Annotated in this window: 23 protein-coding genes and 1 riboswitch; of the genes, 11 read left to right on the forward strand and 12 right to left on the reverse strand. The window is 62.7% G+C overall.

The window, feature by feature from the left end:
* The first annotated feature begins 92 nt into the window (after window positions 1–92).
* Complete coding sequence (locus V8192_RS01835) at window positions 93–581, forward strand: EF-hand domain-containing protein (RefSeq protein WP_341631356.1); 489 nt, start codon at window positions 93–95, stop codon at window positions 579–581.
* Window positions 582–621: 40 nt separating this feature from the next.
* Window positions 622–729, forward strand: a riboswitch (TPP riboswitch).
* On the forward strand, window positions 726–2,609 hold the full coding sequence (thiC, locus tag V8192_RS01840; protein ID WP_341631357.1) for a phosphomethylpyrimidine synthase ThiC: 1,884 nt from the start codon (window positions 726–728) through the stop codon (window positions 2,607–2,609). (Overlaps the previous riboswitch by 4 nt.)
* Here the strand turns inward: thiC and V8192_RS01845 are convergent.
* Entirely contained in the window at window positions 2,588–2,812 is a 225-nt protein-coding gene (locus V8192_RS01845; protein WP_341631358.1) for a hypothetical protein, read from the reverse strand. The two genes, thiC and V8192_RS01845, sit on opposite strands and share 22 nt — an antisense overlap.
* Between V8192_RS01845 and V8192_RS14610 the strand changes: the two genes are divergently transcribed.
* The 6 genes from V8192_RS14610 to V8192_RS01870 all read left to right on the forward strand — a co-directional run bounded on the left by V8192_RS14610 (window position 2,771) and on the right by V8192_RS01870 (window position 6,880).
* Complete coding sequence (locus tag V8192_RS14610; protein WP_373276325.1) at window positions 2,771–2,896, forward strand: CBS domain-containing protein; 126 nt, start codon at window positions 2,771–2,773, stop codon at window positions 2,894–2,896. The two genes, V8192_RS01845 and V8192_RS14610, sit on opposite strands and share 42 nt — an antisense overlap.
* A 133-nt stretch (window positions 2,897–3,029) precedes the next feature.
* Window positions 3,030–3,476, forward strand: a complete 447-nt coding sequence (locus V8192_RS01850) for a nuclear transport factor 2 family protein (protein ID WP_341631359.1) — start codon at window positions 3,030–3,032, stop codon at window positions 3,474–3,476.
* Window positions 3,477–3,752: 276 nt separating this feature from the next.
* Window positions 3,753–4,796 carry an aspartyl protease family protein gene (locus tag V8192_RS01855; protein WP_341631360.1) on the forward strand — a complete coding sequence of 348 codons (1,044 nt, stop codon included), beginning with the start codon at window positions 3,753–3,755 and terminating at the stop codon, window positions 4,794–4,796.
* 172 nt (window positions 4,797–4,968) lie between these two features.
* Window positions 4,969–5,379, forward strand: coding sequence for a MerR family transcriptional regulator (locus tag V8192_RS01860; protein ID WP_341631361.1), 411 nt, complete (start codon window positions 4,969–4,971; stop codon window positions 5,377–5,379).
* 56 nt (window positions 5,380–5,435) lie between these two features.
* Window positions 5,436–6,314 (forward strand): hypothetical protein, encoded by an 879-nt coding sequence (locus V8192_RS01865; RefSeq protein WP_341631362.1) that lies wholly within the window; start codon window positions 5,436–5,438, stop codon window positions 6,312–6,314.
* Between the two features lie 86 nt (window positions 6,315–6,400).
* The gene (locus tag V8192_RS01870; protein WP_341631363.1) at window positions 6,401–6,880 is read left to right on the forward strand and encodes a PilZ domain-containing protein; all 480 of its coding nucleotides are present in this window, start codon (window positions 6,401–6,403) and stop codon (window positions 6,878–6,880) included.
* Window positions 6,881–6,920: 40 nt separating this feature from the next.
* Here V8192_RS01870 and V8192_RS01875 read toward each other — a convergent pair whose 3' ends face one another.
* The 10 genes from V8192_RS01875 to V8192_RS01920 all read right to left on the reverse strand — a co-directional run bounded on the left by V8192_RS01875 (window position 6,921) and on the right by V8192_RS01920 (window position 13,507).
* Window positions 6,921–8,354: a PAS domain-containing protein gene (locus V8192_RS01875; RefSeq protein WP_341631364.1), complete on the reverse strand. Its 1,434-nt coding sequence runs from the start codon at window positions 8,352–8,354 to the stop codon at window positions 6,921–6,923.
* A 133-nt stretch (window positions 8,355–8,487) separates the two neighbouring features.
* Window positions 8,488–9,474, reverse strand: a complete 987-nt coding sequence (locus V8192_RS01880; RefSeq protein WP_341631365.1) for a transmembrane domain-containing protein — start codon at window positions 9,472–9,474, stop codon at window positions 8,488–8,490.
* A 343-nt stretch (window positions 9,475–9,817) separates the two neighbouring features.
* Window positions 9,818–10,120 carry an SPFH domain-containing protein gene (locus V8192_RS01885; protein ID WP_341631366.1) on the reverse strand — a complete coding sequence of 101 codons (303 nt, stop codon included), beginning with the start codon at window positions 10,118–10,120 and terminating at the stop codon, window positions 9,818–9,820.
* Window positions 10,121–10,216: 96 nt separating this feature from the next.
* Window positions 10,217–10,633: a hypothetical protein gene (locus tag V8192_RS01890; protein WP_341631367.1), complete on the reverse strand. Its 417-nt coding sequence runs from the start codon at window positions 10,631–10,633 to the stop codon at window positions 10,217–10,219.
* 7 nt (window positions 10,634–10,640) lie between these two features.
* Window positions 10,641–11,162, reverse strand: coding sequence for a peroxiredoxin (locus V8192_RS01895; RefSeq protein WP_341631368.1), 522 nt, complete (start codon window positions 11,160–11,162; stop codon window positions 10,641–10,643).
* A 44-nt stretch (window positions 11,163–11,206) separates the two neighbouring features.
* The gene (locus tag V8192_RS01900; protein ID WP_341631369.1) at window positions 11,207–11,641 is read right to left on the reverse strand and encodes a DUF1810 domain-containing protein; all 435 of its coding nucleotides are present in this window, start codon (window positions 11,639–11,641) and stop codon (window positions 11,207–11,209) included.
* A gap of 48 nt (window positions 11,642–11,689) precedes the next feature.
* Window positions 11,690–11,875: a PspC domain-containing protein gene (locus V8192_RS01905; RefSeq protein WP_341631370.1), complete on the reverse strand. Its 186-nt coding sequence runs from the start codon at window positions 11,873–11,875 to the stop codon at window positions 11,690–11,692.
* A gap of 354 nt (window positions 11,876–12,229) precedes the next feature.
* Window positions 12,230–13,084, reverse strand: coding sequence for an SDR family oxidoreductase (locus V8192_RS01910; RefSeq protein WP_341631371.1), 855 nt, complete (start codon window positions 13,082–13,084; stop codon window positions 12,230–12,232).
* A 3-nt stretch (window positions 13,085–13,087) separates the two neighbouring features.
* Entirely contained in the window at window positions 13,088–13,213 is a 126-nt protein-coding gene (locus tag V8192_RS01915; protein WP_341631372.1) for a hypothetical protein, read from the reverse strand.
* A 42-nt stretch (window positions 13,214–13,255) separates the two neighbouring features.
* Window positions 13,256–13,507: a hypothetical protein gene (locus V8192_RS01920; RefSeq protein WP_341631373.1), complete on the reverse strand. Its 252-nt coding sequence runs from the start codon at window positions 13,505–13,507 to the stop codon at window positions 13,256–13,258.
* A 109-nt stretch (window positions 13,508–13,616) separates the two neighbouring features.
* On the opposite strand from V8192_RS01920, the gene V8192_RS01925 reads away from it, so the two are divergent.
* Entirely contained in the window at window positions 13,617–15,434 is a 1,818-nt protein-coding gene (locus V8192_RS01925) for an ABCB family ABC transporter ATP-binding protein/permease (RefSeq protein ID WP_341631374.1), read from the forward strand.
* Here the strand turns inward: V8192_RS01925 and V8192_RS01930 are convergent, their stop codons facing one another.
* The gene (locus V8192_RS01930; protein ID WP_341631375.1) at window positions 15,435–16,820 is read right to left on the reverse strand and encodes a glycoside hydrolase family 47 protein; all 1,386 of its coding nucleotides are present in this window, start codon (window positions 16,818–16,820) and stop codon (window positions 15,435–15,437) included.
* A 58-nt stretch (window positions 16,821–16,878) separates the two neighbouring features.
* Between V8192_RS01930 and recQ the strand changes: the two genes are divergently transcribed.
* Entirely contained in the window at window positions 16,879–18,636 is a 1,758-nt protein-coding gene (gene recQ / locus V8192_RS01935) for a DNA helicase RecQ (RefSeq protein ID WP_341631376.1), read from the forward strand.
* A gap of 74 nt (window positions 18,637–18,710) precedes the next feature.
* Entirely contained in the window at window positions 18,711–20,936 is a 2,226-nt protein-coding gene (locus V8192_RS01940; protein WP_341631377.1) for a M3 family metallopeptidase, read from the forward strand.
* Window positions 20,937–20,939: the final 3 nt, after the last annotated feature.

A 20,939-nucleotide genomic window follows, 5' to 3' on the forward strand; every position in this document is an offset into this window, starting at 1 on the left:
CGGCAAAGCCGTTTGCCCGCTTCGCTGCAGATTGTCACTTGCGACGCGCCCATCAGCACCTAGGCTTGGGACAACTTGTCGGGAGATCAATCATGACGCGCCCCCTGTACCTCCTTGTTGCCCTTTCCCTTGCCGCGCCCGTCGCTGCCCAGCAGCAAGGCTCTGCCCAGCCCAAGCCCGTCTCCCGCACTGCCGTCGCAGCAAAGCTCGACGGCGCGTTCGCCGCTGCTGACACCAACCATGACGGGTTCCTCAGCGTTGCCGAGGTCCAGGCCCTGGAGAACGCCGAATTGCAGAAGGTCCAGGCAGCCTTGCGCGCACGCGCCGCGGCCCAGTTCAAGGCGCTCGACACCAACAAGGACGGACAGTTGAGCTTCCAAGAGTTCGCCGCGGCGACGCCCAACGTGAAAGCCAACGATACTCCGGCCGTTCTTCTCCAGAAGTGGGACACGAACCATGACGGGAAGGTCAGCGCTGCCGAGTACCGGGCCCCGACCCTTGCCAAGTTCGACAAGGTCGACCTCAACCACGACGGCATCGTCACTCCTGATGAAGAGCGCCGGGCGATGTCCCAGAAGTAGAGGGCGGGCCTAGCGCCGGCATCCCGCTGCGCCTAAGGACGAGTCTTCCCTGGGGAGCTGCAAGAGCAGCTGAGATCGGCGTGAAGCGCCGGGACCCATCGAACCTGACCCGGCTCATACCGGCGTAGGGAGAAGGAGAGTCCAATGGCCGACGTTCCGGCACGCACAGAGCTTAAAGTCACTACCGGCCCGATCCGCGGCTCGCGCAAGATCTATGTTGAAGGACAAAGCGGGCTCGGCGTCGCTATGCGCGCGGTCGATCTTGAACCCTCCTCGGGCGAGCGCCCGGTCGTCCTTTACGACACGAGCGGCCCCTACACCGATCCGAACAGCCGGATCGACATCATGGCCGGCCTTCCCGAGCTCCGCCGCGAGTGGATCCGCGAGCGTGAAGACACCGAGGAAATCGTTCAGCGCGAGGTTCGGCCCGAGGACAATGGACAGCTCGGGCCAGACCGTTCGGGCGGCGTCCAGCCATTCCCCAATGTCCGCAAGAAGGTCCTGCGGGCCCGGACCGGGGCCAATGTCACGCAGATGCATTACGCAAGGAAGGGCATCATCACTCCGGAAATGGAGTATGTCGCCATCCGTGAGAACCTTGGCCGCGAGGCCCGTTCTGCAAACGCCCGTGACGGCGAGTCCTTCGGCGCGGCCATCCCGGACTTCGTCACTCCCGAGTTCGTCCGGGACGAGATCGCCCGCGGGCGGGCCATCATTCCCAACAATATCAATCATCCTGAATCCGAACCGATGGCGATCGGCCGGAACTTCCTCGTCAAGATCAATGCCAACATCGGCAACAGCGCGGTCGCAAGCGACGTTGCCTCGGAGGTCGACAAGATGGTCTGGGCGATCCGCTGGGGCGCCGACACGGTGATGGACCTCTCGACGGGCCGCAACATTCACGACACGCGCGAGTGGATCATTCGGAACTCGCCGGTGCCGATCGGTACCGTCCCCATCTACCAGGCGCTGGAGAAAGTGGGGGGAATCGCCGAGGACCTGACGTGGGAAATCTATCGGGATACGCTGGTCGAACAGGCCGAGCAGGGTGTGGACTATTTCACCATCCACGCGGGTGTTCGTCTGCCCTACGTCCCGCTCACGGCCAAGCGCGTCACCGGCATCGTCAGCCGAGGCGGTTCGATCATGGCCAAGTGGTGCCTGGCGCATCACCGCGAGAGCTTCCTTTACGAAAGGTTCGACGAAATCTGCGAGGTCATGAAGGCCTATGACATAGCCTTCTCCCTCGGCGACGGTCTCCGGCCCGGCTCGACGGCCGACGCCAATGACGAGGCACAGTTCGCCGAACTCTACACTCTGGGAGAACTCACGAAAAAGGCCTGGGAGCATGATTGCCAGGTGATGATCGAGGGTCCCGGCCATGTCCCGATGCACAAGATCAAGGAGAACATGGACAAGCAGCTCGAATGCTGCGGCGAAGCCCCCTTCTACACTTTGGGACCGCTGACGACCGATGTGGCGCCGGGATATGACCACATCACTTCGGCGATCGGGGCGGCGATGATCGGTTGGTTCGGGACCGCAATGCTCTGCTACGTCACGCCCAAGGAGCATCTGGGTCTTCCCGACCGCGATGACGTTAAGGTTGGCGTTGTTACGTACAAGCTCGCCGCCCACGCGGCCGATCTCGCCAAGGGCCACCCGGCCGCCCGGCTCCACGACGATGCGCTGAGCCGCGCCCGGTTCGACTTTCGTTGGCGCGACCAGTTCAACCTCAGCCTCGATCCCGATACGGCCGAAGCGTTTCACGACCAGACCTTGCCCGCTGAAGGCGCCAAGACCGCGCATTTCTGCAGCATGTGCGGGCCCAAGTTCTGCAGCATGAAGATCACGCAGGAAGTGCGAGATTTTGCGGCAAGGCAAACCGCGTCGAATTCCGACAAGGGAGAGGACCTGCCGGACGCCGGGGCCGTCACCGACGCAGAAGCGGAAGCAGGCATGGCGGAGATGAGCAAGCGCTTCCATGAGGAAGGCGGCGAGATCTACCTGCCAGCGGCCGAGTAGGGCACGGCCAGATAGCAGTCGCGCCACCCGGCCTCGCGCGCAGCAACGCTCTTGAGTGGAAGGTCGGAGGCCGCGGGGGCGGCCGGCTCGGCGATACGCTGCCGGATGCCTCGACCCGCTTCGCTTTCCGGGAAACGCCTTGCGACGAGGTCGCCGACATGATGGTCGAGACCGGCGTCGGCAGAGTTCCGATCATCGAGCATAAGGACCCCCGGGTCGTCGGTATCATCTCCCGGCAGGACCTCCTTAAAGTCCGGACCCGCCAGAAGAGCGTCGAGCAGCGCTGATGCTCCTTGGACGGCCGGCCGTGCTATAAGCTGCCCTGTCAGCTTGCTGGCGAGTCGGTGTCACCGCGGTGTTGCGCCGCCGGACGTACCGTCCCCGGCCCGAGCGCCGCGCGGGTTCAGCGGAGAAGCTCCCATGTCCCAGAACAACGTGCAGATCGCGAGCCGCCTGTATGACGCGTTCAATCGCGGCGATCTTCAGGCATTTGAACAGAGTGTCAGCAAGGATCTCGTGTGGAACGAAGCTGAGAGCGGCCTCAATTGTCAGGGCAATCCCTATCGAAGCTTTGCGGCCGTTCGCGACGGCGTGTTCGCGCCGACCCTGCGGGATTTCCGCGGGTTCCAGGTCGACCTCGAGCAGCTGATCGACGCAGGCGACTACGTGATCGGCACAGGCCGCTACCGCGGCACGAGCACCGCGACGGGCGAGGAGCTTTCCGCCCAGTTCTGCCACATTCTCCACCTCGATGGGGACGGAAAGCTCGACCGGCTGCAGGAATATGCCGACACGCTGCACGAAGCTAAGGTCACCGGCCAAACGCAGCGGATCGAGAATATCCAGATCATCCAGCCGGCCCTGTAACCGGCTCGCAAGGAACGATTTCGCCTGTCGGGGGGATAGTGCCAGTCTCCCTGCGCCTCATGACCCCCTGGAAGCTGCTCGGCTACCGCGGGATCGCTGCTCTTGCGGAATTGCGATTCTCGAACCCTAAAGGGCGGGACGAAGGTCGGGCGTTCCCCTGTCGAACACTTCGACCGTGCGTCTAGAATGTATGGCCGGACAGACATTGTTCACCAAAAGAGGCATATCTGTTGGACGCCAGGAGATGATCTTTTGTCGACGCCTCGCCGCGCTTTGATGCCCGCGTTGGCCCTGATGGTCTCGGCTTTGGCTCCGTCAGCCATCGCCGAGCCGCCGAAGATCAGCAAACCGCGACCTGCTCCCGACGTTTCTCCGCAGGTCGAGCCCTTACCGCCCGCACAGTTCGACAATTCGCTCGCGATCGGCGGACAGGACGTCAAAGCGCGAAGGGTCAGCACGCGTCTCAGCGTCGACGTGGAGGTGAACGGCCACGGCCCATATCGCTTCGTCGTGGATAGCGGCGCCGACACCTCCGCGGTCGGCCTGCGCATTGCCCACGACCTCCAATTGCCTCTCGGCACCCCGGCGGTCCTGAACGCGACGACCTCGCGAGATGTGGTTGACCGGGTGAAGATCGATTCGCTCTCGCTCGGGCCCAGCACGATCCGTGACCTCGAGGTCCCGGCGCTGAAGGAAGACGACATCGGCGACCAGGGCCTCATCGGTATCGACGCGCTCGTGCAGCAACGCCTGATGATGGATTTCGAGAAGAAGGTGATCAAGGTCGAGGACGCGCGGATTCCGATCAAGTCCATTCCCGGCGAGATCGTGATTGTCGCGCATCGCCGGCGGGGGCAGCTGATCCTCACCGCAGTAAGGGCAGCAGGCTTGCCTCTCGACGCCGTGATCGACACCGGGTCCGAAGTGACGATCGGCAACTCGGCCCTGCGGGAGAAACTGCTGCACCGGTACAACAATTTCTACACGGTCGAGGCAACGGGAGTGACCGGGGTCACGATCAAGCTTCAGATGGCGACGATCCCGGAACTTCAGCTGGGTCCCGTGGTCCTTGCCGACGTCCCGATCGCGTTCGCCGATGTGCCGCCCTTCGAACTTTTCGGGCTGTCGAAAGAGCCTGCGCTTCTTCTTGGAACGGATTTACTGGCGACGTTCCGGCGGGTCTCACTCGACTTTCGTGCGAGGAAGGTCCGCTTCCAATTGAGGCGCTGCGGACCTGAAGGAATTGTCATCAGCACTTCGCCGTCCGGCCTTGCAACGCGGCTTTCATCGGCCGGCGGTCCGGAGGTTTGCGCAAGCTAGGGCCGCGCCGGGACGCGGCCCTTCTCGGTGTCAGCAATTGCAGTTCTTGCAGGTGCAGGGATTGCAGCGACATCCGCCCTTGGTGCAGCTGCAGGCGGCCACTTTTTCTATCTTTTCCATTTGGATTCTCCTTCTGTCCAATAGCGGACGAAAGGCGTATGCATTCCGTACCATGGTACGGAATCAAGCAAAAAATTCGGACACGATCGGCGGGCTCGCAAAGGCTGCGGGCGTGGGGGTTGAGACTGTCCGTTATTATCAGCGACGGGGACTGCTGCCGGAACCGGCTCGGCCGCCAGGCGAGGTTCGCCGCTACGGTCTGGAGGAGGTGAGGCGATTGCGGTTCATTCGATCCGCGCAGGCAGCCGGCTTCACGCTCAACGAGATCAAGGAACTGATCGATCTCGACGCATCCGATGACCGCGCGCGCGCGCGCTCTCTCGCCAGGGCCCGTGTCGCCGCACTCGATGCCAGGATCGAAGAGCTCCGTGAGGCCAGGGATGCGCTCGCGACGCTCGCCGCCGCATGCGCCGGTGGGGACAGCGGCCCCTGCCCGATCCTCTCTGCGTTCGAATCGCGATGAGCCGGTTTCGGCCAGAGAAATACGGCCGTAGCCCTCAGCCCGACGGGAGACTGCTGATGCTTCCTTCCCGACTCGCCCTGTTCGTCTGCGGCGTTGTCGGAGCGTCCGCGGCGTCGGCCCAACCGGCCCCTCCGCAAAGCGAGCCCATCGTCGTCGAGCGCATCGCGGACTCGCAAAAGCAGATCGACCACTTCATCAGCCAGCTGACCCCTGCGCCGATCCACGGACAGCTAAGTCGTTTCGAGACCAAGGTCTGCCCCTTGTCGATCGGGCTAGCCCCCGAACGGAACGCCCTCGTGATCGAGCGGATGCGCCGCGTCGCGGCCGCCGCCGCCATTCCCCTCGCTGCGCGCGATTGCCGGCCAAACGTCATCCTCATCGTGACGAACAGCAAGAGCGCGCTGCTGGAGCAGCTGTCCAAGAAGCGGTCCTACATGTTCCCGGACAGCTGGAGCGTTTCGCATATCCATGAACTCGAGCGAGATCCTGCGCCGGCGCTCGCCTGGGCCATCGAAGGCGTCACGACGGGAGACAGCGCGCCTCTGGACTATGGGAGTGAGGCGCCCCTGAACCGTACCGCGCGAGCTGCCTCGCGCCTGACCCCGGCAGCGCGCCCCTATTTCACGGCCTCTGTCGTGCTTGTCGAGGCCAAGGCGCTGGATGGCCTGACGACCACGCAGCTTGCAGATTATGCCGCGATGCGAGCCTTCGTTCGAACCGATCCAACCAAGATCGACGCCTCAGCGCCCACGAGCATCCTGGCTCTTCTCGATACGCCGATGGGCCAGCCAGTCCCGCTCACCCTTACTCCCTGGGACATGAGCTTCCTCAAATCATTCTATGCGACGCGCGCCAATGCCTACGCCGAATATCAGCGCGCCCAGATCAAGACCCTCATGAATCGCGACCTGGATCGCCGCAGGAACGAGCATTAGCGACCAAGCTCGCCCGCCAATTGCAGCCAAAAAGAACCATTTGTTCACCACTGGGCGAGCACAAGGACCCTTAAGGGGTAAGACTCATGGCCACCGCACAAAAAGTGCAGTCCGACCGCCGCCGCGTCGAACGGCTGGGGCTGCGCCTCAACGCGACGATGCGCGACAGCACACGCAGCCGTGTTCGCGCTCGAGTCATCGACATGTCGACGCACGGATGTCGCGTAGAATGCTCGACGCCAGTGGACGACGACAGCTGGGTCTGGCTCAGCATCGCGGGCCTCGAGAACCAGTTCTGCCGGGTGGTCTGGCATCACCAGGAATTCATCGGCCTTGAGTTCGAAAAACCGCTTTCAGACGGGGTCTTCGAGCGGCTTCTTGCCGACCAGGGGCAGCTACCCGAAAATACGATCAAGGAATTGCGCGATATCGCGAGCCGGACCCATTGGCTGGCCCGCAAGGCCGAGGACACGGACATCGCAATTCTCGCGGACCTGTCACGCAAGTGCGCCGTCGATGCAGTCGTCGCGGGCCTCAAACGCGGCGAAGGCAAAAGGCGCCGCTAACCCCCTTTTTTTGCGTTTTTTTCAGGGATCGGGCCGCCGCTCAGGCAGCCTTCGACTGTCCCCCGAGGATCGGACCGATGCCTCCTGAAGCCTCGATCTTCTCGGCAAGCGCACCGCGGGGCAGTTCCTCGTCGAACGCCCAGGCAAGTACCGCCTCGAGTTGCTTGATGGTCGGCTCGTCGCACATGCCTTCGAACGCAAGCTTTACGACCGGCTTCATCGGCGAGCGAAGCTGGATCTTGAGGCCCTGAGCCTCGACAAGACGGAGATATTCCTCCGGCGATTCCTCGGCATCGAGGGCGAAATCATAGGCAGCGCTAAGGGCCTCGTAGAGAGCCGCATTGGCCCTGAGCTTGGCCTGGCGGGCCTCGTCGGCTTCGGCGCGAACTTGGGCTAGTTTGCTCTGCAAGGATCCCTCCGATGCTACTGGCGCAGATTGTCTGGATGGTTGGACCAAGGGCTCGGGGTCGGGCTGCGACTCTGCTGCGACCTCTTCCTCGATGATTGGCTCTTCAGGGGCCGGGACGCTAGCAGTGAAGGGTTCTTCGACCTCAGCTTGGCGCGCGGGCTCTTCATCGACATTTTCCGTCTCAATGACGGGGTCGACCTTCACGGGCTGGCTTCCGTAGAAACCGGTGAGACCAGCTAGGCTGTCGAGCAGTTTCGAGAAGCCCGGCGCTGCCTTCGCTACCGCAGCAGCGGCCGGCTCCTCAGGGTCGTCCTGCTCGAAGTCGGTCTCCTGCTCTTCCGCGGCGGCTTCGGCGGCCGGCGGCTCCGGAGCTTCGGCGAGAGGTTCGGGGCCGTTTGCTTCGCCAACTTCCTCGTTGATCTCGTCAACAGGTTCCTCGACGACTTCGTCGCTGCACTCCTCGACTGCGTCTTCGGCCGGTTCCTCAGCTTTGGCTGCGACCGGCTCTTCGCTCGGAGCGGCCTTGGTGTCAGCTTCCTGCACCTTCTTCTTTGCGGCGGCCTTAGTCGGTGCCTTGTCGAGGCTCACGAGCGCGTAGACGTAATCGACCCAGGCGCCGCCGGCGCTCAATGGCAGGAGGGTTACCCAGCAACGGGTCTTGCCTTCAGGCCCCTCGAAGTCATCCTCGAATGCAAGGAAGTCGCGGCTGATGGCGACGATCGGCAGTTTCTTGGCGATACAGGCGAGAAGCGACGGGTTGGGCGCATCCATGATACGCTCGGGCCAGTCTTCATCGCGAAGCGCCTCGCCCAAGTGACGGATTTCGGCGTCGTGGCCGCCGCTGATCAGTTCGAACAGACCGCTGTTTGGTCCTGCATCGGACAGTTCGAGCGGGTCGAGATCGTGTAGGGGCGGAAATTCCTTGTCACCCCGAATCGACAACCAGTAGTTGAGCACGCTCGCGTGGCGGCGCCGCTCCGCGGCGTCGATCGTCTTGAAAGCCGTCAGCAGCGTTTCCGCTGCCGGCTGCTCGGCTGCTTTCACACCCGAACTGGGCGCCCCCATGACCGACTCCGCTTGAATAATCGAGAAAGTGCTTCTTGCGCCCCCGATGCTTCAAAAGGGTTAACGCGTTGGAATCGAAAACCGCCGCCCGGTTTAAGCCGAGCGGCGGTTTCGCCTTCAAATGACATGAGCGTTAAGCGAGCTCGCGCTCCTGCTCCTCGACCATGGCCTCGGGGAGGCCGGCGTCCATATCGACAGGCTCTGCCCTGCCGGCGGCAACATCGCGCTCGCGCTTGTCGAAGAAAGCCGCGCGCTTCAGCCGTGCCCTCAGCGAGACGGAAGGATTGTTAGCGCTGGGGCCCCGGTACGCGCGCTGGATCCAGGTTTCACCCGGAAGGCGGTCATCCTCTGTCCCCGCCTCCTCGCTTCTCCGCACCGTTTCGCGCGATCCCTCGCTCTCCCGCCACGAAAAGGCCGAGGCTGCCGGCGCAATCACCGCCGGCTGTTCCTCATGGAGGAGCGGCTCGGGGAAGTTCTCGGAAGTTTCGACGGGCTCCGCTGTATCTTCCTCTACCCACTGCTCCTCATCGTCGTGGCGGCGCCGCGTTAGCGCGACTGCCGCGCCGCCAATCGCGAGGAAGGCGAGCGCGCCGCCCGCAATCGGGAGCGTGTCGTCGTGCTTCTTGGGCGGCTTGGCCGCGGCCGTCGGGGTCGGCGCCGGGCTGGCGTTGACGTTTACGAGCGGCTTCACGGCCGACTGCGAAGTCTGCGCTGCGGGCGCGGGCGCGAGCGCGGGCGCGGGGGCGGGAGCCGCCGCCGGTAGTGCCGCATGCGTTGTCACGCTCCTGGTGGCGACGTGCGTGTGCGCGACCGGCGCGCTGGCAGCGGTATGCGCGGTGCGCGTCGTTCGTTTCACCGTCTTGGCCGCGCTCGTCGACGCGGTCTTCGCATCACGTGCAGGCGCCGTTGCGTCAACAGCGGGAGCAGCCGCACTGGTGTCGCTCGCGGCGGGCTGAGCCTCGCTCGCAGGCGCCGGCTGGTCCTGGGCGGTGCCCGCCGCAGGCGGATCGACCGGAACCGGTTGCGCCTGCTGAGCGAACGCACTGGTTGAAGATAGCGCCAGGGCCGCGGCAATCGCGGGGAGGGCGCTGGTTCGAAGGTTATGATTGATCGTCTTCATGATGTGTAAAAACACCCATGAACGGATGATGGTGGCAAAGTTATCGGCTGCTGGAGGGGTTCCGCCGACGAACCGAGTGTGACTAAGCGCCTGATAAACTGACGTTTACCCCTCTGGCCCTAAAGCAGATTGGCAGCGTGGCAACGATGAGCCTGGAATAGTTGCGGCGCATCGACCAGGGCGATCCTTGGCCCGCAATGGCGATGAGCGGTTTCACCCTCTTACTGGGAACGAGTTCTTCCGGGCCTTCGATGAGCCGATTTCCCTGGCGACGCGACCCACACGAAAAAGGGCGCCCGGTGCCGGGCGCCCTTCCGTCTTCGACGCGTGCTCTCGCGTGAACTTATTTGCTCTTGTTCTCGGTCGCGTTCGAGGCCGAGTTCTTCACGGCAGCTGCCTGGTTCGAACCCTCGTTCTTGATGGCGGCCGCCTCGTTCTTGCTCTCATTCTTGACGGCGTTAGCCTTGTTCTCGGCGCTGTTCATGATGTTCGCGGCTTCGTTCTCGCCTGCCGCAGTCACGTTCTCCGCCTGGTTTTGGGCGTTCGCCTGGATCTGCGATGCCTCGTTCTCGGTCGGGCTCTTCTTGTTGCAGGCCGCGAGCGCAAGAACGGCCGCGGCGAGGATCATTGTGGTGCTGGTTTTCATACGCTTTCCCCGTGTTGGTGCCTTCTCAAGGCGACGACGGCAAATAAGCGTCGCCCAATGACCGGCGCATGTCCGCAACATTAACTGCCGTTCGATTCAGCAACCGATCGAGACCTGCGTCAAACCACTCTTCACGAGGCGCACAGCACTCTTGGATGTGCCGGGCGCGAGCTCGACTCGAACCTCGTTCAGATCGGGTTTGCCCGGTTCGCTGAAAGTGGTCCGGAAGTGGCGATGACTGAGCAGGAGATGTTCATCCAGTGGCTTGCAACCGGTCGATCCAAGCGAGTGGATTCCAACGAGCATGCCGTCGGCATCATAATATTCGGCATAGCGCCACTCGGCATCGATCCCGCCGTCCTTGATGATTCCCTTGCATTCGGCGCGGATCGCGGAACACACGACCTCGGTTTCCGGGTCATCGGCCCAGCGGGGCTTCGGATCATAGTCGAAGCTTGGGGGCGCCGCGGCCGCGCCAAGCGCAAGCGCCGCGCCGACCAGAGACCCCCGCACCGGAAGCCTATTTCAGGGCTTTTACGGCCGCGAGCGTTTTCGCGACGTGCTGGCTGAAGTCGAGGTCATCGTGGACCATGACTATCTTGCCATCCTTGCCAATTACGTAGGACGTGCGGGTCGTGATCCCGGGGTGAGCCGCCCAGGCCACATCATATTCCTTCTGGATCTGGGGCGTCGCGGTCGCGACCGGAAAGGCGCTGCGGCATTCCTTCGTCGAGAAGTCGTGGAGAGTCGCGAGATTGTCAGCAGACATTCCAATCACCTGCCCGCCGGCCTTCTTGAAATCACCGATCGATTCACTGAACGCATGCGCTTCAGCGGTGCAGCCTGAGGTGAAGGCCTTCGGAAAGAAATAGAGGACCACCGGGCCCTTCTTCAGCTGGTCGGCAAGATGAATTTTGAATTCCTTCCCGCCGACCGCGCCAGTGGTCGTGAAATCGGGTGCCTTCTCGCCGACTTTCAGCGCCGCGGTAGCGGGTGTGGTCACGAGGATAGCGGCGGTTAATGCGAACAACAGCTTGCGCATGACGGTCTCCCTCTCCGATGGCTGATCAAAGGTTGGTGCGGTGATTAGCGCGGCGAGTTCAAAAGCGCGAGGGTACGCTGGTCCGGCTCCCCGCCGTAGAAAGCGCGAAGGGCCGCGACGAACGGGCCGGCTGGCTCAATCTCTCCGAACAGCGTCATGCTCGAGCGCAGTTTCAGCGCGTCGACGGTGCCAAGGATTTGCACTGCAGTCCGGCGGCCAGCCCACGGCAGGATCGCCTCGACGCATTCTTTCAGCCTTGGTCCAAGAAGAGGGTGCGCGAGATAGGAGCGCGCCTCCTCGATCGATGCGATGCCGTAGAATTGGGCGGCCGGGCTGCTGCCAAGGCCTGCAAGCTGAGGGAAGATGAACCACATCCAGTGGGTCCGCTTCGCGCCGGCGGCCAGTTCCGCAAGTGCTTGCTTGAAAGCGCCTTGCTGGGCATCCACGAAACGGCGGAGCTTGAAGGGATCATCGTCCACCCGTGCATCATGGTCCGCACGGGGGCGAGGGGAAAGAGCGGCTCGCGCCTATTGGTGCGGCGCGAGCAGCCCCGTGAGAATATAGAAAAAGATCATGACTGGCCCGGTGAGCAGGGTCAGCGCGACGAAGCCGAGCCGGACAATGGTTGGATCCATACCGGTATAATCGGCAAGACCGGCGGCGACACCCATGACCTTGGCATCGCCGCGGTTGATCAGGAAACGTCCGTTCATCTTGAGTTTCCTTTGGTTCAAGTGACTTCAGGCGATCGGCAGAGACGTGGCGGCCGAAACAAGCAGAAGCGCGGAAATGAATGCGCCGGACATGATGGTGACGGCCTGGCGGGCGGAGTCAAAAGAAGCGAACATGGATATTCCCCTTGTCATTTTAGTGGCGAACCCGACCATCGGGTCCGTACCATCTTCAATGCAGGGAGCGTGCCAATTGGAAAAAATCTTTTATTTTCAGTGGCACCAGCAATCGCGGCCCCGATAGCAGCAGCGAAAGTCGCCGCGTGTTGGGAAAAAATCCCAATACCGATGCCTCGTCATGGACGCATGGCTGTCCGGAACCGGACAGTTCGACCATCAGCTCGCGGTGGTATTGCCTCCGTCCGGGTGAAGGACTTGGCCCGCCATGTAGCTCGAATCCTCGCAGGCGAGGAACAGGAAGGACGGCGCGACCTCGTTGGGTTGACCGGGACGGCCCATCGGCGTGTCCTTACCGAATTCCGGAATCTTCTCCTTGGGCTGGCCTCCCGAGGGGTTGAGGGGCGTCCAGATGGGACCGGGCGCAACACCGTTCACTCGAATGCCGTCCTTGATCAGATTCTTCGCGAGCGAGCGGGTGAAACCCAGGATCGCACCCTTGGTCGAGCTATAGTCGAGCAGTCCAGGTGATCCCTTGTAAGTCGTCTCGGACGTACAATTGATGATCACCGCCCCTTTTCCGAGATGCGGCACGGCGGCCTGAGTCAGGAAGAACATGCCGAAAATATTGGTCTGGAACGTACGGCGCAGCTGATCCTCGCTGATGTTCCCGATGTCCTCGTCGTAATGCTGCTCGCCGGCATTGTTGACGAGGATGTCAAGCCGGCCGAGCTGTTGAACGGTTTGCTCCACGGCGCGTTCGCAGAAGCGCTTGTCTCCGATGTCGCCTGCAATGCTGATCGCCCTGCGGCCTTCCTTCTCGACGATCTCCTTCGTCCTGGCCGCATCGTCATGTTCGCAAAGGTAGAGGATCGCGATGTCTGCTCCCTCCCGCGCGAACAGGGCCGCAACCGCGCGGCCTATGCCGCTGTCCGCGCCGGTAATCAGCGCGACTTTCCCCTTCAACCGACCGGATCCCGGATAGCGCGGCTCCCAGTCGGGCTTGGGTTCGAGCCTGCTTTCGTGGCCCGGCAGCCGGTCCTCGTGAATCATCGGTTCGATGACGTCGGACATGGACTACTCCTTTGGCGCGACACCCATCCCCTCGCGTTCAAACTCGGCGGATGTCGCCTGGCTTAGACGCTTTTGGTCAGCGCGCTTGTCGCGCTTGGTTCGCTCGCCCTTGGCTTCTTTGTTTTTCATGGCAGCGGGAAAAACCGCGGCGGCGGAAGCCGGTTCCAGCCGTCAGCTGCGGCGGACGCCGCCTGGAAGCGCCCTGTCGCGCTCGGCATGGGCAGCTGCTGCGCCGCTGCCCCGCCGGCATCTTGCAACCAGGGTCGGAAAGTCGAAGTTGCTGTTGCCTTCGAGCGCCTCGATCGTCGCTGCCGAGCATTGGGCCTCGCTAGAATAACGTGTCTGGAGCGTTGCGACCGGAGTGCAGCTGCCGCCGCCATCGGCACAGCCAAGGATAGCAATCACGAAATAAGCAGGTCCCATTTGGAGATCCCCGATAAGCTGTTGTTCTAACCGATGAATTTCAGCACGGTTCCCGGGACCAAAGTCGCTCTCGTTTGCTCCTCCAGCCTCACGACCCTACCTAGGGGGAATGGCTGCAGCCAAGACCGAGACAACCAAACCGAACGCCGGCTTTGCCGCGCTGTGGCGCTTCCTCCCGATGCTCTGGCCCAAGGGGCAAGCGGAGCTAAAGGCGCGCGTGATTGTAGCGGTCCTGCTGGTGCTAGCCGGCAAGGCGGCCACCCTCTTGATGCCCTTTGCCTACAAGGCGGTCATCGATGGCATGGCGACCCACCGCTCGTCGCTCGCCATGGTTGCCGGGCTCGTAGCTGCCTACGCGGCCGCAAGGTTCGCCGGCGTCTTGTCGGACAATCTTCGCAATGCCCTCTTCGAGAAGGTCGGCCAGGACGCTGCGCGCCGCCTCGCCGGCACGGTATTTCGCCACATCCATGATTTGTCGCTGCGCTTTCACCTCGAACGCCGCACCGGCTCACTGACCAAGATCGTGGAACGGGGAACCAAGAGCATCGACATGATGCTCTATTTTCTTCTCTTCAATATCGGCCCCACGCTGATCGAGCTGACCGCCGCGTGCATCATCTTCTTTGTAAAGTTCGGTGCTGGCCTCGTCGCGGCGACACTCGGGATGATGGCGTTCTACATCGCGTTCACGAGGCGGGTGACAGAGTGGCGCGCGAATCTGCAGCGGGAGATGAACGAGGTCGACAACAAGGCGATCGGCCGCGCCGTCGATTCCCTGCTGAACTACGAAACCGTCAAGTATTTCGGTGCCGAAGAGCGAGAAACGGACCGGTACAACGAAGCGATCGCGGCATTCGCACGCGCAACGGTTCGAAACGAGGTATCGCTCGCATGGCTGAACATCGGCCAGGCGCTCATCACCAATTTGATGATGGCCGGTGCAATGATCTTCACCGTGTGGGGCTGGAGCAAGGGCCGCTTCACCCCCGGCGACGTCGTGTTCATCAACACCATGCTTCTCCAGCTCTTCCGGCCACTGGATATGCTGGGCTGGGTCTATCGTTCGATCCGCCAGGGACTGATCGACATGGAAGCAATGTGGAATCTCCTCGATACTCCCGCCGAAGTCACCGACAAGGCCGGCGCCGCTGCCTTGAAGGTCACGCATGGGCGGGTGCGCTTCGAAGACGTCCACTTCGGATACGAGCCGGGCCGGGAGATCCTCAAAGGCCTCGAGCTCGACATTCCGGCAGGCACGAGCTGCGCCATCGTGGGCCCGTCAGGAGCCGGCAAGTCGACAATCGCGCGTCTTCTGTACCGTTTCTACGACCCCTCTTCGGGCCGCATCGCGATCGACGGCCAGGATATCGCGGCCGTCCAGCAACGAAGTCTTCGCGCCGCCATCGGTATCGTTCCCCAGGACACCGTGCTGTTCAACGATACGATCGGCTACAACATCGGCTACGGGCGCGAAGGAGCCTCCGAGGCGCAGATTGAAGGGGCGGCCCGCGGGGCCGCCATTGACGGCTTCATCGCGGCGCTGCCCGAGGGATATGGATCGATGGTTGGCGAACGCGGTCTCAAGCTCTCCGGCGGCGAGAAGCAGCGCGTTGCCATCGCCCGCACCCTGCTCAAAAACCCCCCAATCCTCGTGCTGGACGAGGCGACCAGTGCGCTCGACAGCCGCACCGAACAGGCGATCCAGGAAACGCTCGACGAGGTTGCCGAAAGCCGGACGACCATCATGATCGCTCACCGACTTTCGACCATCGTCAATGCCGACCAGATCATCGTCCTCGACGAGGGCCGGGTTGCTGAGCGCGGCACGCATGAGGAGCTCCTGGAGCAGGCCGGACTTTATGCGGACCTGTGGTACCGCCAGGCGGCCGAGCAAATGCTGGAGGAGACCGCCCAGGCAGCGGAATGATCAGCGTCGAAGGCCGCGGAGCACATTACCTTCGGTGCTGAGATACAGGCCTCGATAATCAACGCGGGGGGTGTCGGCGAAGATCAGATAATAATATTTCATCTGCTCCGACCACCAGTATCCGGGGCAATGATCGCTCTGGACCTTGGGGAAAGCAGTGACGTCGGCGAGATCGGCATAGCCGTAGCGCGCCTTGTTCCAGCGCTTCATCGCCAGAAAATGGTCCCGGACGATGTGCCGCCATTCCTCGCGGCCATCGAGCAGCCAGTGGTTGAACGCGGCGTCGGCAAGCTCCGGGCGAAGATCGTTGGTCTTGCTAAGCGGCCGCAGGTCCGTTGAATCAACGCTTTCCGGTAAAACACCATAACGGGCCTGCACCCTTGCCCATGTCCGCGTGTGGGCGAGGCCAGGCGCGCGGTCGCCTCCTTGCGCGAGGAGGCCGCCGTAGAACGAGCCCAGTTCATCCTGCTCGGAATCGAGCGGCTTTCCGCTTTCGAAATCAACGTTTGCAAACCAGAGGTTTCCAGCGCGCCGAAGCGGCTGGTGCGCAAGGATCGCAGCCGTGCAGATGCGGTACATCCTCAGGCAGTCGCGATCCTTGAGCAGGTCCCAGCCGTCCCACAGATATTCGTAATAACTGTCCGACGGCGGACCAATGGTCGCGCGGCGGCTTTTCCACTCGCCCGTCATGCAGTCGATGCTGTCGGCCAGCAGCCCGATTTTTGATCGACGCTCGAACATCGAGACAAGCGCCCGCTTGGCCGCGGCGCGGTATCGATCGTCACCCGTCGCTCGGCTGAGAAAACCGAATTCCGGAATGAAAGTCCCGGTCTCCGCCGGATTGGTTTCCCGGCCGCGCAGCGCGCCGGTCCTGAGATTGACATAGCGATGGGGAATTCCGAGCGGGGAAGCGGAAAAGCTCGGAAGCAGGCGGTCGGCACAGTCGCGCGCCTTGGCGAGGAGCACCGGATCGCCGCATGCATGATAGGCCGAGAGTAAGCCTCCAACGAGCCGGATTGACGTTTCGAAGACGGATACTTCGCCGTCGACGTCGAAACTGAGGTTCGACTTCACCCATTGGACGCCCTCATCGAATTCTTCGTCGAGGCCCATGATCCACAAGGTGTCGAGCGCTTCGATGAGTGAAAGCCCGAGGTGATGGGTCTTGAGCGGGAAGCTTTCCGAGCCGCCGCTGATCGGCCTGATCTGATCCTTGCCCCAGGCATGCTCCCGATAATTGCGCCAAGCCCAGCGCATTTCGGCCTTCACGTCCGAAGCGAGCGAGTGCCAGTCCAAAGCCGCCGCCGGCACCGATCTTCCGTGGAGCAAAAGAGTCGCTCCGCCGGTCCGAAGCAATGTGCGGCGGGTGATGGGGGATAAGTCCATCAGGCAAGGCTAGCGAGCACGGCGGCCTCGCGCTACCGCTCCTCGCGGCAACGCTTTCATGAACAATCCGCACGAGCTCCTCAAAACCGTCTTCGGCTTCGACCGCTTCCGCGGCGTGCAGGAAGGAACGATCGAGCGCGTGCTTGCAGGAAAGCATTCGCTCGCGGTTATGCCGACGGGCGCCGGCAAGTCGCTTTGCTACCAGCTGCCGGCAATCGCCCGTGACGGGACCGCCCTCGTCATCTCCCCGCTGATTGCATTGATGCACGACCAGATCCGAAGCGCCAATGCTATGGGGCTTCGGGCGGCGTCGCTGACCTCGGCTGACGCCGACCGAGGAGAAACCTCCAAACGCTTCTCTGCCGGGGACCTGGACCTCCTCTATGTTGCGCCCGAGCGCGCGACGAGCGAGGCCTTCCGGCGCTTCGTGAAGTCAAGAAAGCTCGCCCTCATCGCCATCGATGAAGCGCACTGCGTCAGTGAGTGGGGTCATGATTTCCGGCCGGATTACCGGCAGCTGAGGGGACTCCTGGAAGAATTCCCCGACGTGCCGCGCCTGGCGCTCACGGCCACTGCGGACGAACGGACTCGGCTCGATATTCTGACGCAGCTCGGAATTCCCGGGGACGGCCTCATCATCGCCGGCTTCGACCGGCCCAACATCCGTTATCACGTTCGGCCCCGCGATGGCCTGTCGCAACAGTTGAGGACGCTGCTCACAGGGCAGCCGGGACCCGGCATCGTCTATGCGCCGAGCAGGGACAAGACCGAGCGCATCGCGGAGCAACTCGCAAAAGACGGTCGCAGTGCGTTGCCCTATCATGCGGGCCTCGACCCCGCTGTTCGAGCGCGCAACCAGGCCGCATTCGTGCAATCGGAGGATATGGTAATCGCTGCGACTGTCGCGTTCGGGATGGGTATCGACAAGCCCGACGTGCGTTTCGTCGCGCATGCCGCCATCCCAAAGTCGATTGAGGCATTTTATCAGGAGACGGGACGGGCCGGCCGCGACGGCGAGGCCGCCGAGGCCTGGCTTTTCTGGGGAGCGGAGGACTTTGCCCGCGCTCGGCAGCGGATCGAGACCGAGGTTGAACCCCAGCGTCGCCCCGGCGAGCGCGAGCGGCTCAATGCGCTTGCGGCCTTTGTCGAAGCATCGGGTTGCCGGCGCGCGATCCTGCTTCGCCATTTCGGCGAAGAGCCGGCAGTGCGATGCGGCAATTGCGACAATTGTCTTGATCCGCCGGCAACGCTCGATGCAACTCAGGTCGCCCGCAAGCTGCTGTCGGCCGCGTTTCGAACGGAGATGCGCTTCGGAGTGGCGCATCTCGCCGATGTTCTTGCCGGCAAAGACAATGAAAAGGTTCGCAGCTTCGGCCATCATCGCCTGTCCGTCTTCGGAATCGCAAGCACCGAGGAACTGAGGCTTGTCCGACCGGTGGCTCGCGCCCTCATTGCGCGCGACGCGCTTCGCGCCGATGCCTTTGGCGGTCTGACCTTCGGACCTGGCGCCCGATCCATCCTCAAGGGCGAAGCGGAAGTGACCATTGCCGTCCCCCCGGCACCGAAACGTCGTGGCCGAAAGGCCGCAGCCGGACCTTCGGACCCGTTGTTCGATGCGCTGCGCGAGGTGCGCCGCAAGCTTGCCGCCGAAATGAGCGTGCCGCCCTACGTCGTCTTCCATGATTCGACGCTTCGCGAGATTGCTGCCGCAAAGCCCGCGAACCTTGATGAACTGAGCCGGATCCAGGGCGTCGGAGCAGCGAAGCTGCAGCGCTACGGGCAAGCGATGCTCGCAGCCCTTTCTACCAACGGCTGATGTTCAGACTTGCGAAACTCGCGACCAGGTTGAAGAGACGATAAACGACAGTTCCCAATCCTTCGGGGAGAGACATGATCCACAAGCTATTTGCCGCGACCGCGGCCATTGCCGTTGCGACCAGTACGGCGAGTGCGGCCCCTGCTCCAAAGAAGGCAAGCGCAGCCGCCCCCGCAACGCTGCCGGCCTCCAATCCGTTTGCAAGACCAAGCACGCTGCCTTTTCAGACCCCCGACTTCTCGCGCATCAAGGACTCCGACTACCTGCCAGCTCTTCTTGCCGGGATGGCGGAGCAGAAGCGGGAAGTAACGGTCATTGCGAACAACCCTGCGCCCCCGACCTTCGACAACACCGTGGTCGAAATGGAGCGTTCAGGACTGCTGCTCGAGCGCGCCAGCCTTGCTTTCAGCGCGGTCAACGGCGCGAACACCAACGATACGCTCCAGGCAACCGACACCAAGACGGCTCCCCTGCTCGCAGCGCACAACGATTTCATCTATCTGAACCCGAAGCTCTACCAGCGCTTCAAGACCCTGCACGATCGTCAGTCGCAACTGAACCTCAATCCCGAACAGGCAAAGCTGCTTGACGTCTATTACAAGCAGTTCGTCCACGCAGGGGCTGAACTGCCTGCGGCAAAGCAGGTCGAGCTCAAGGCGATCAACAAGCGCCTTAGCACCCTCCAGACCGAGTTCGGCCAGAAGCTTCTGGCGGCGGCGAAGGCGGGAGCACTGCACGTCGACAACCCGGCGCAACTTGCTGGCCTTAGTGAGCAGCAGCTCGGTGCTGCGCAGCAGGCGGCCAAGGACCGCAAGGTCACCGGCTATGTCGTTCCGCTCCAGAACACGACGCAGCAGCCTTCGCTGTCGTCCCTAACCAGTCACGACACGCGCCAGAAGCTCTTTGATGCGAGTCTCAACCGTGCCGAGCACGGGGATGCAAACGACACGCGGGCGACCATCAGCGAGATCGCACAGCTTCGCGCCAGAAAGGCCGGGCTGTTCGGTGCGGCCAATTTTGCCGACTATAATCTCTACGACCAGATGGCGCAGAACCGTGCAACGGCGGTCGGCTTTCTCGACCGTCTCGCTCCTTCGGTTTCAGCCAAGCAGCGCCGGGAATGGGCCGACATCGTCGCCCTGGCCAAATCGCAAGGTGCCACCTACCAGCCTACCGCGGCCGACTGGAACTTCTACGCCGAGCAGATCCGCAAGCAGCGATATGCGCTCAACCAGGACGAGCTGAAGCCCTATTTCGAGTTCAACAAGGTCCTGACGGACGGCGTCTTCTATGCCGCCAACCAGCTCTATGGACTGACGTTCACCGAACGCCACGATATCCCGACCTGGAGTCCCGACATGCGCGTGTTCCAGGTCACCGACCAGGACGGCAAACCGCTGGCACTGTTCATGATCGACCCGTGGAAGCGGGACAACAAGTCGGGCGGCGCCTGGATGTCGAACCTCGTCAACCAGTCGTACCTGCGCCAGACGCAGCCGGTCGTCTTCAACGTCCAGAACTTCAGCAAGCCCGCACCGGGACAGCCGATGCTGATCAGCTGGGACGACGTCACCACAATGTTCCACGAGTTTGGTCATGCGCTGCACGGCATGTTCGCATCGCAGACGTATCCGACCTTGTCGGGAACGAACGTCGCGCGCGACTTTGTCGAGTTCCCCTCGCAGTTCAACGAGAACTGGGCGCTCGATGCCAAGATCCTTCCGCACTATGCGGTTCACTACCGGACGGGACAGCCGATCCCGCAGGATCTCATCAAGAAGATCCTGGCCGCACGAACATTCAACCAGGGCTACGAGGTGGGCGAGGCGCTGTCGGCGGCCCGGCTTGACCTCGACTGGCACTCGCTTTCGCCGACCGCTCCCCGACAGGACGTCGACCGGTTCGAGGCGCAGGCTCTTGCACGCGGCGGCTTTGACACGGCCGACGTTCCGCCGCGCTACCGCTCCAGCTACTTCCTCCACATCTGGAGCAATGGTTATTCGGCAAGCTACTACGCATACGCCTGGACCCGGATGCTCGGTCAGGATGCGTTCGCGACATTCGAACGCAACGGAGGACTGACCAGGGCCAACGGCCAGCGCTTCCGTGACCTGGTCCTCTCGCGGGGCAACACTCTCGACCTTGCGCAGATGTACCGGTCGTGGGCGGGCCACGACCCGAGTATCCAGCCCTACCTTGACTATTATGGTCTAAGCGGAGGGGTTGCCCCTGCAGCTGTTCCGTCGGTTGCTCCAGCCGCACCAGCCGCTGCAGCACCGAAAAAAGGCGAAAGAGGATAAGCC

It is taken from the genome of Sphingomonas agri (assembly GCF_038148795.1).
GTDB lineage: Bacteria > Pseudomonadota > Alphaproteobacteria > Sphingomonadales > Sphingomonadaceae > Sphingomicrobium > Sphingomicrobium agri.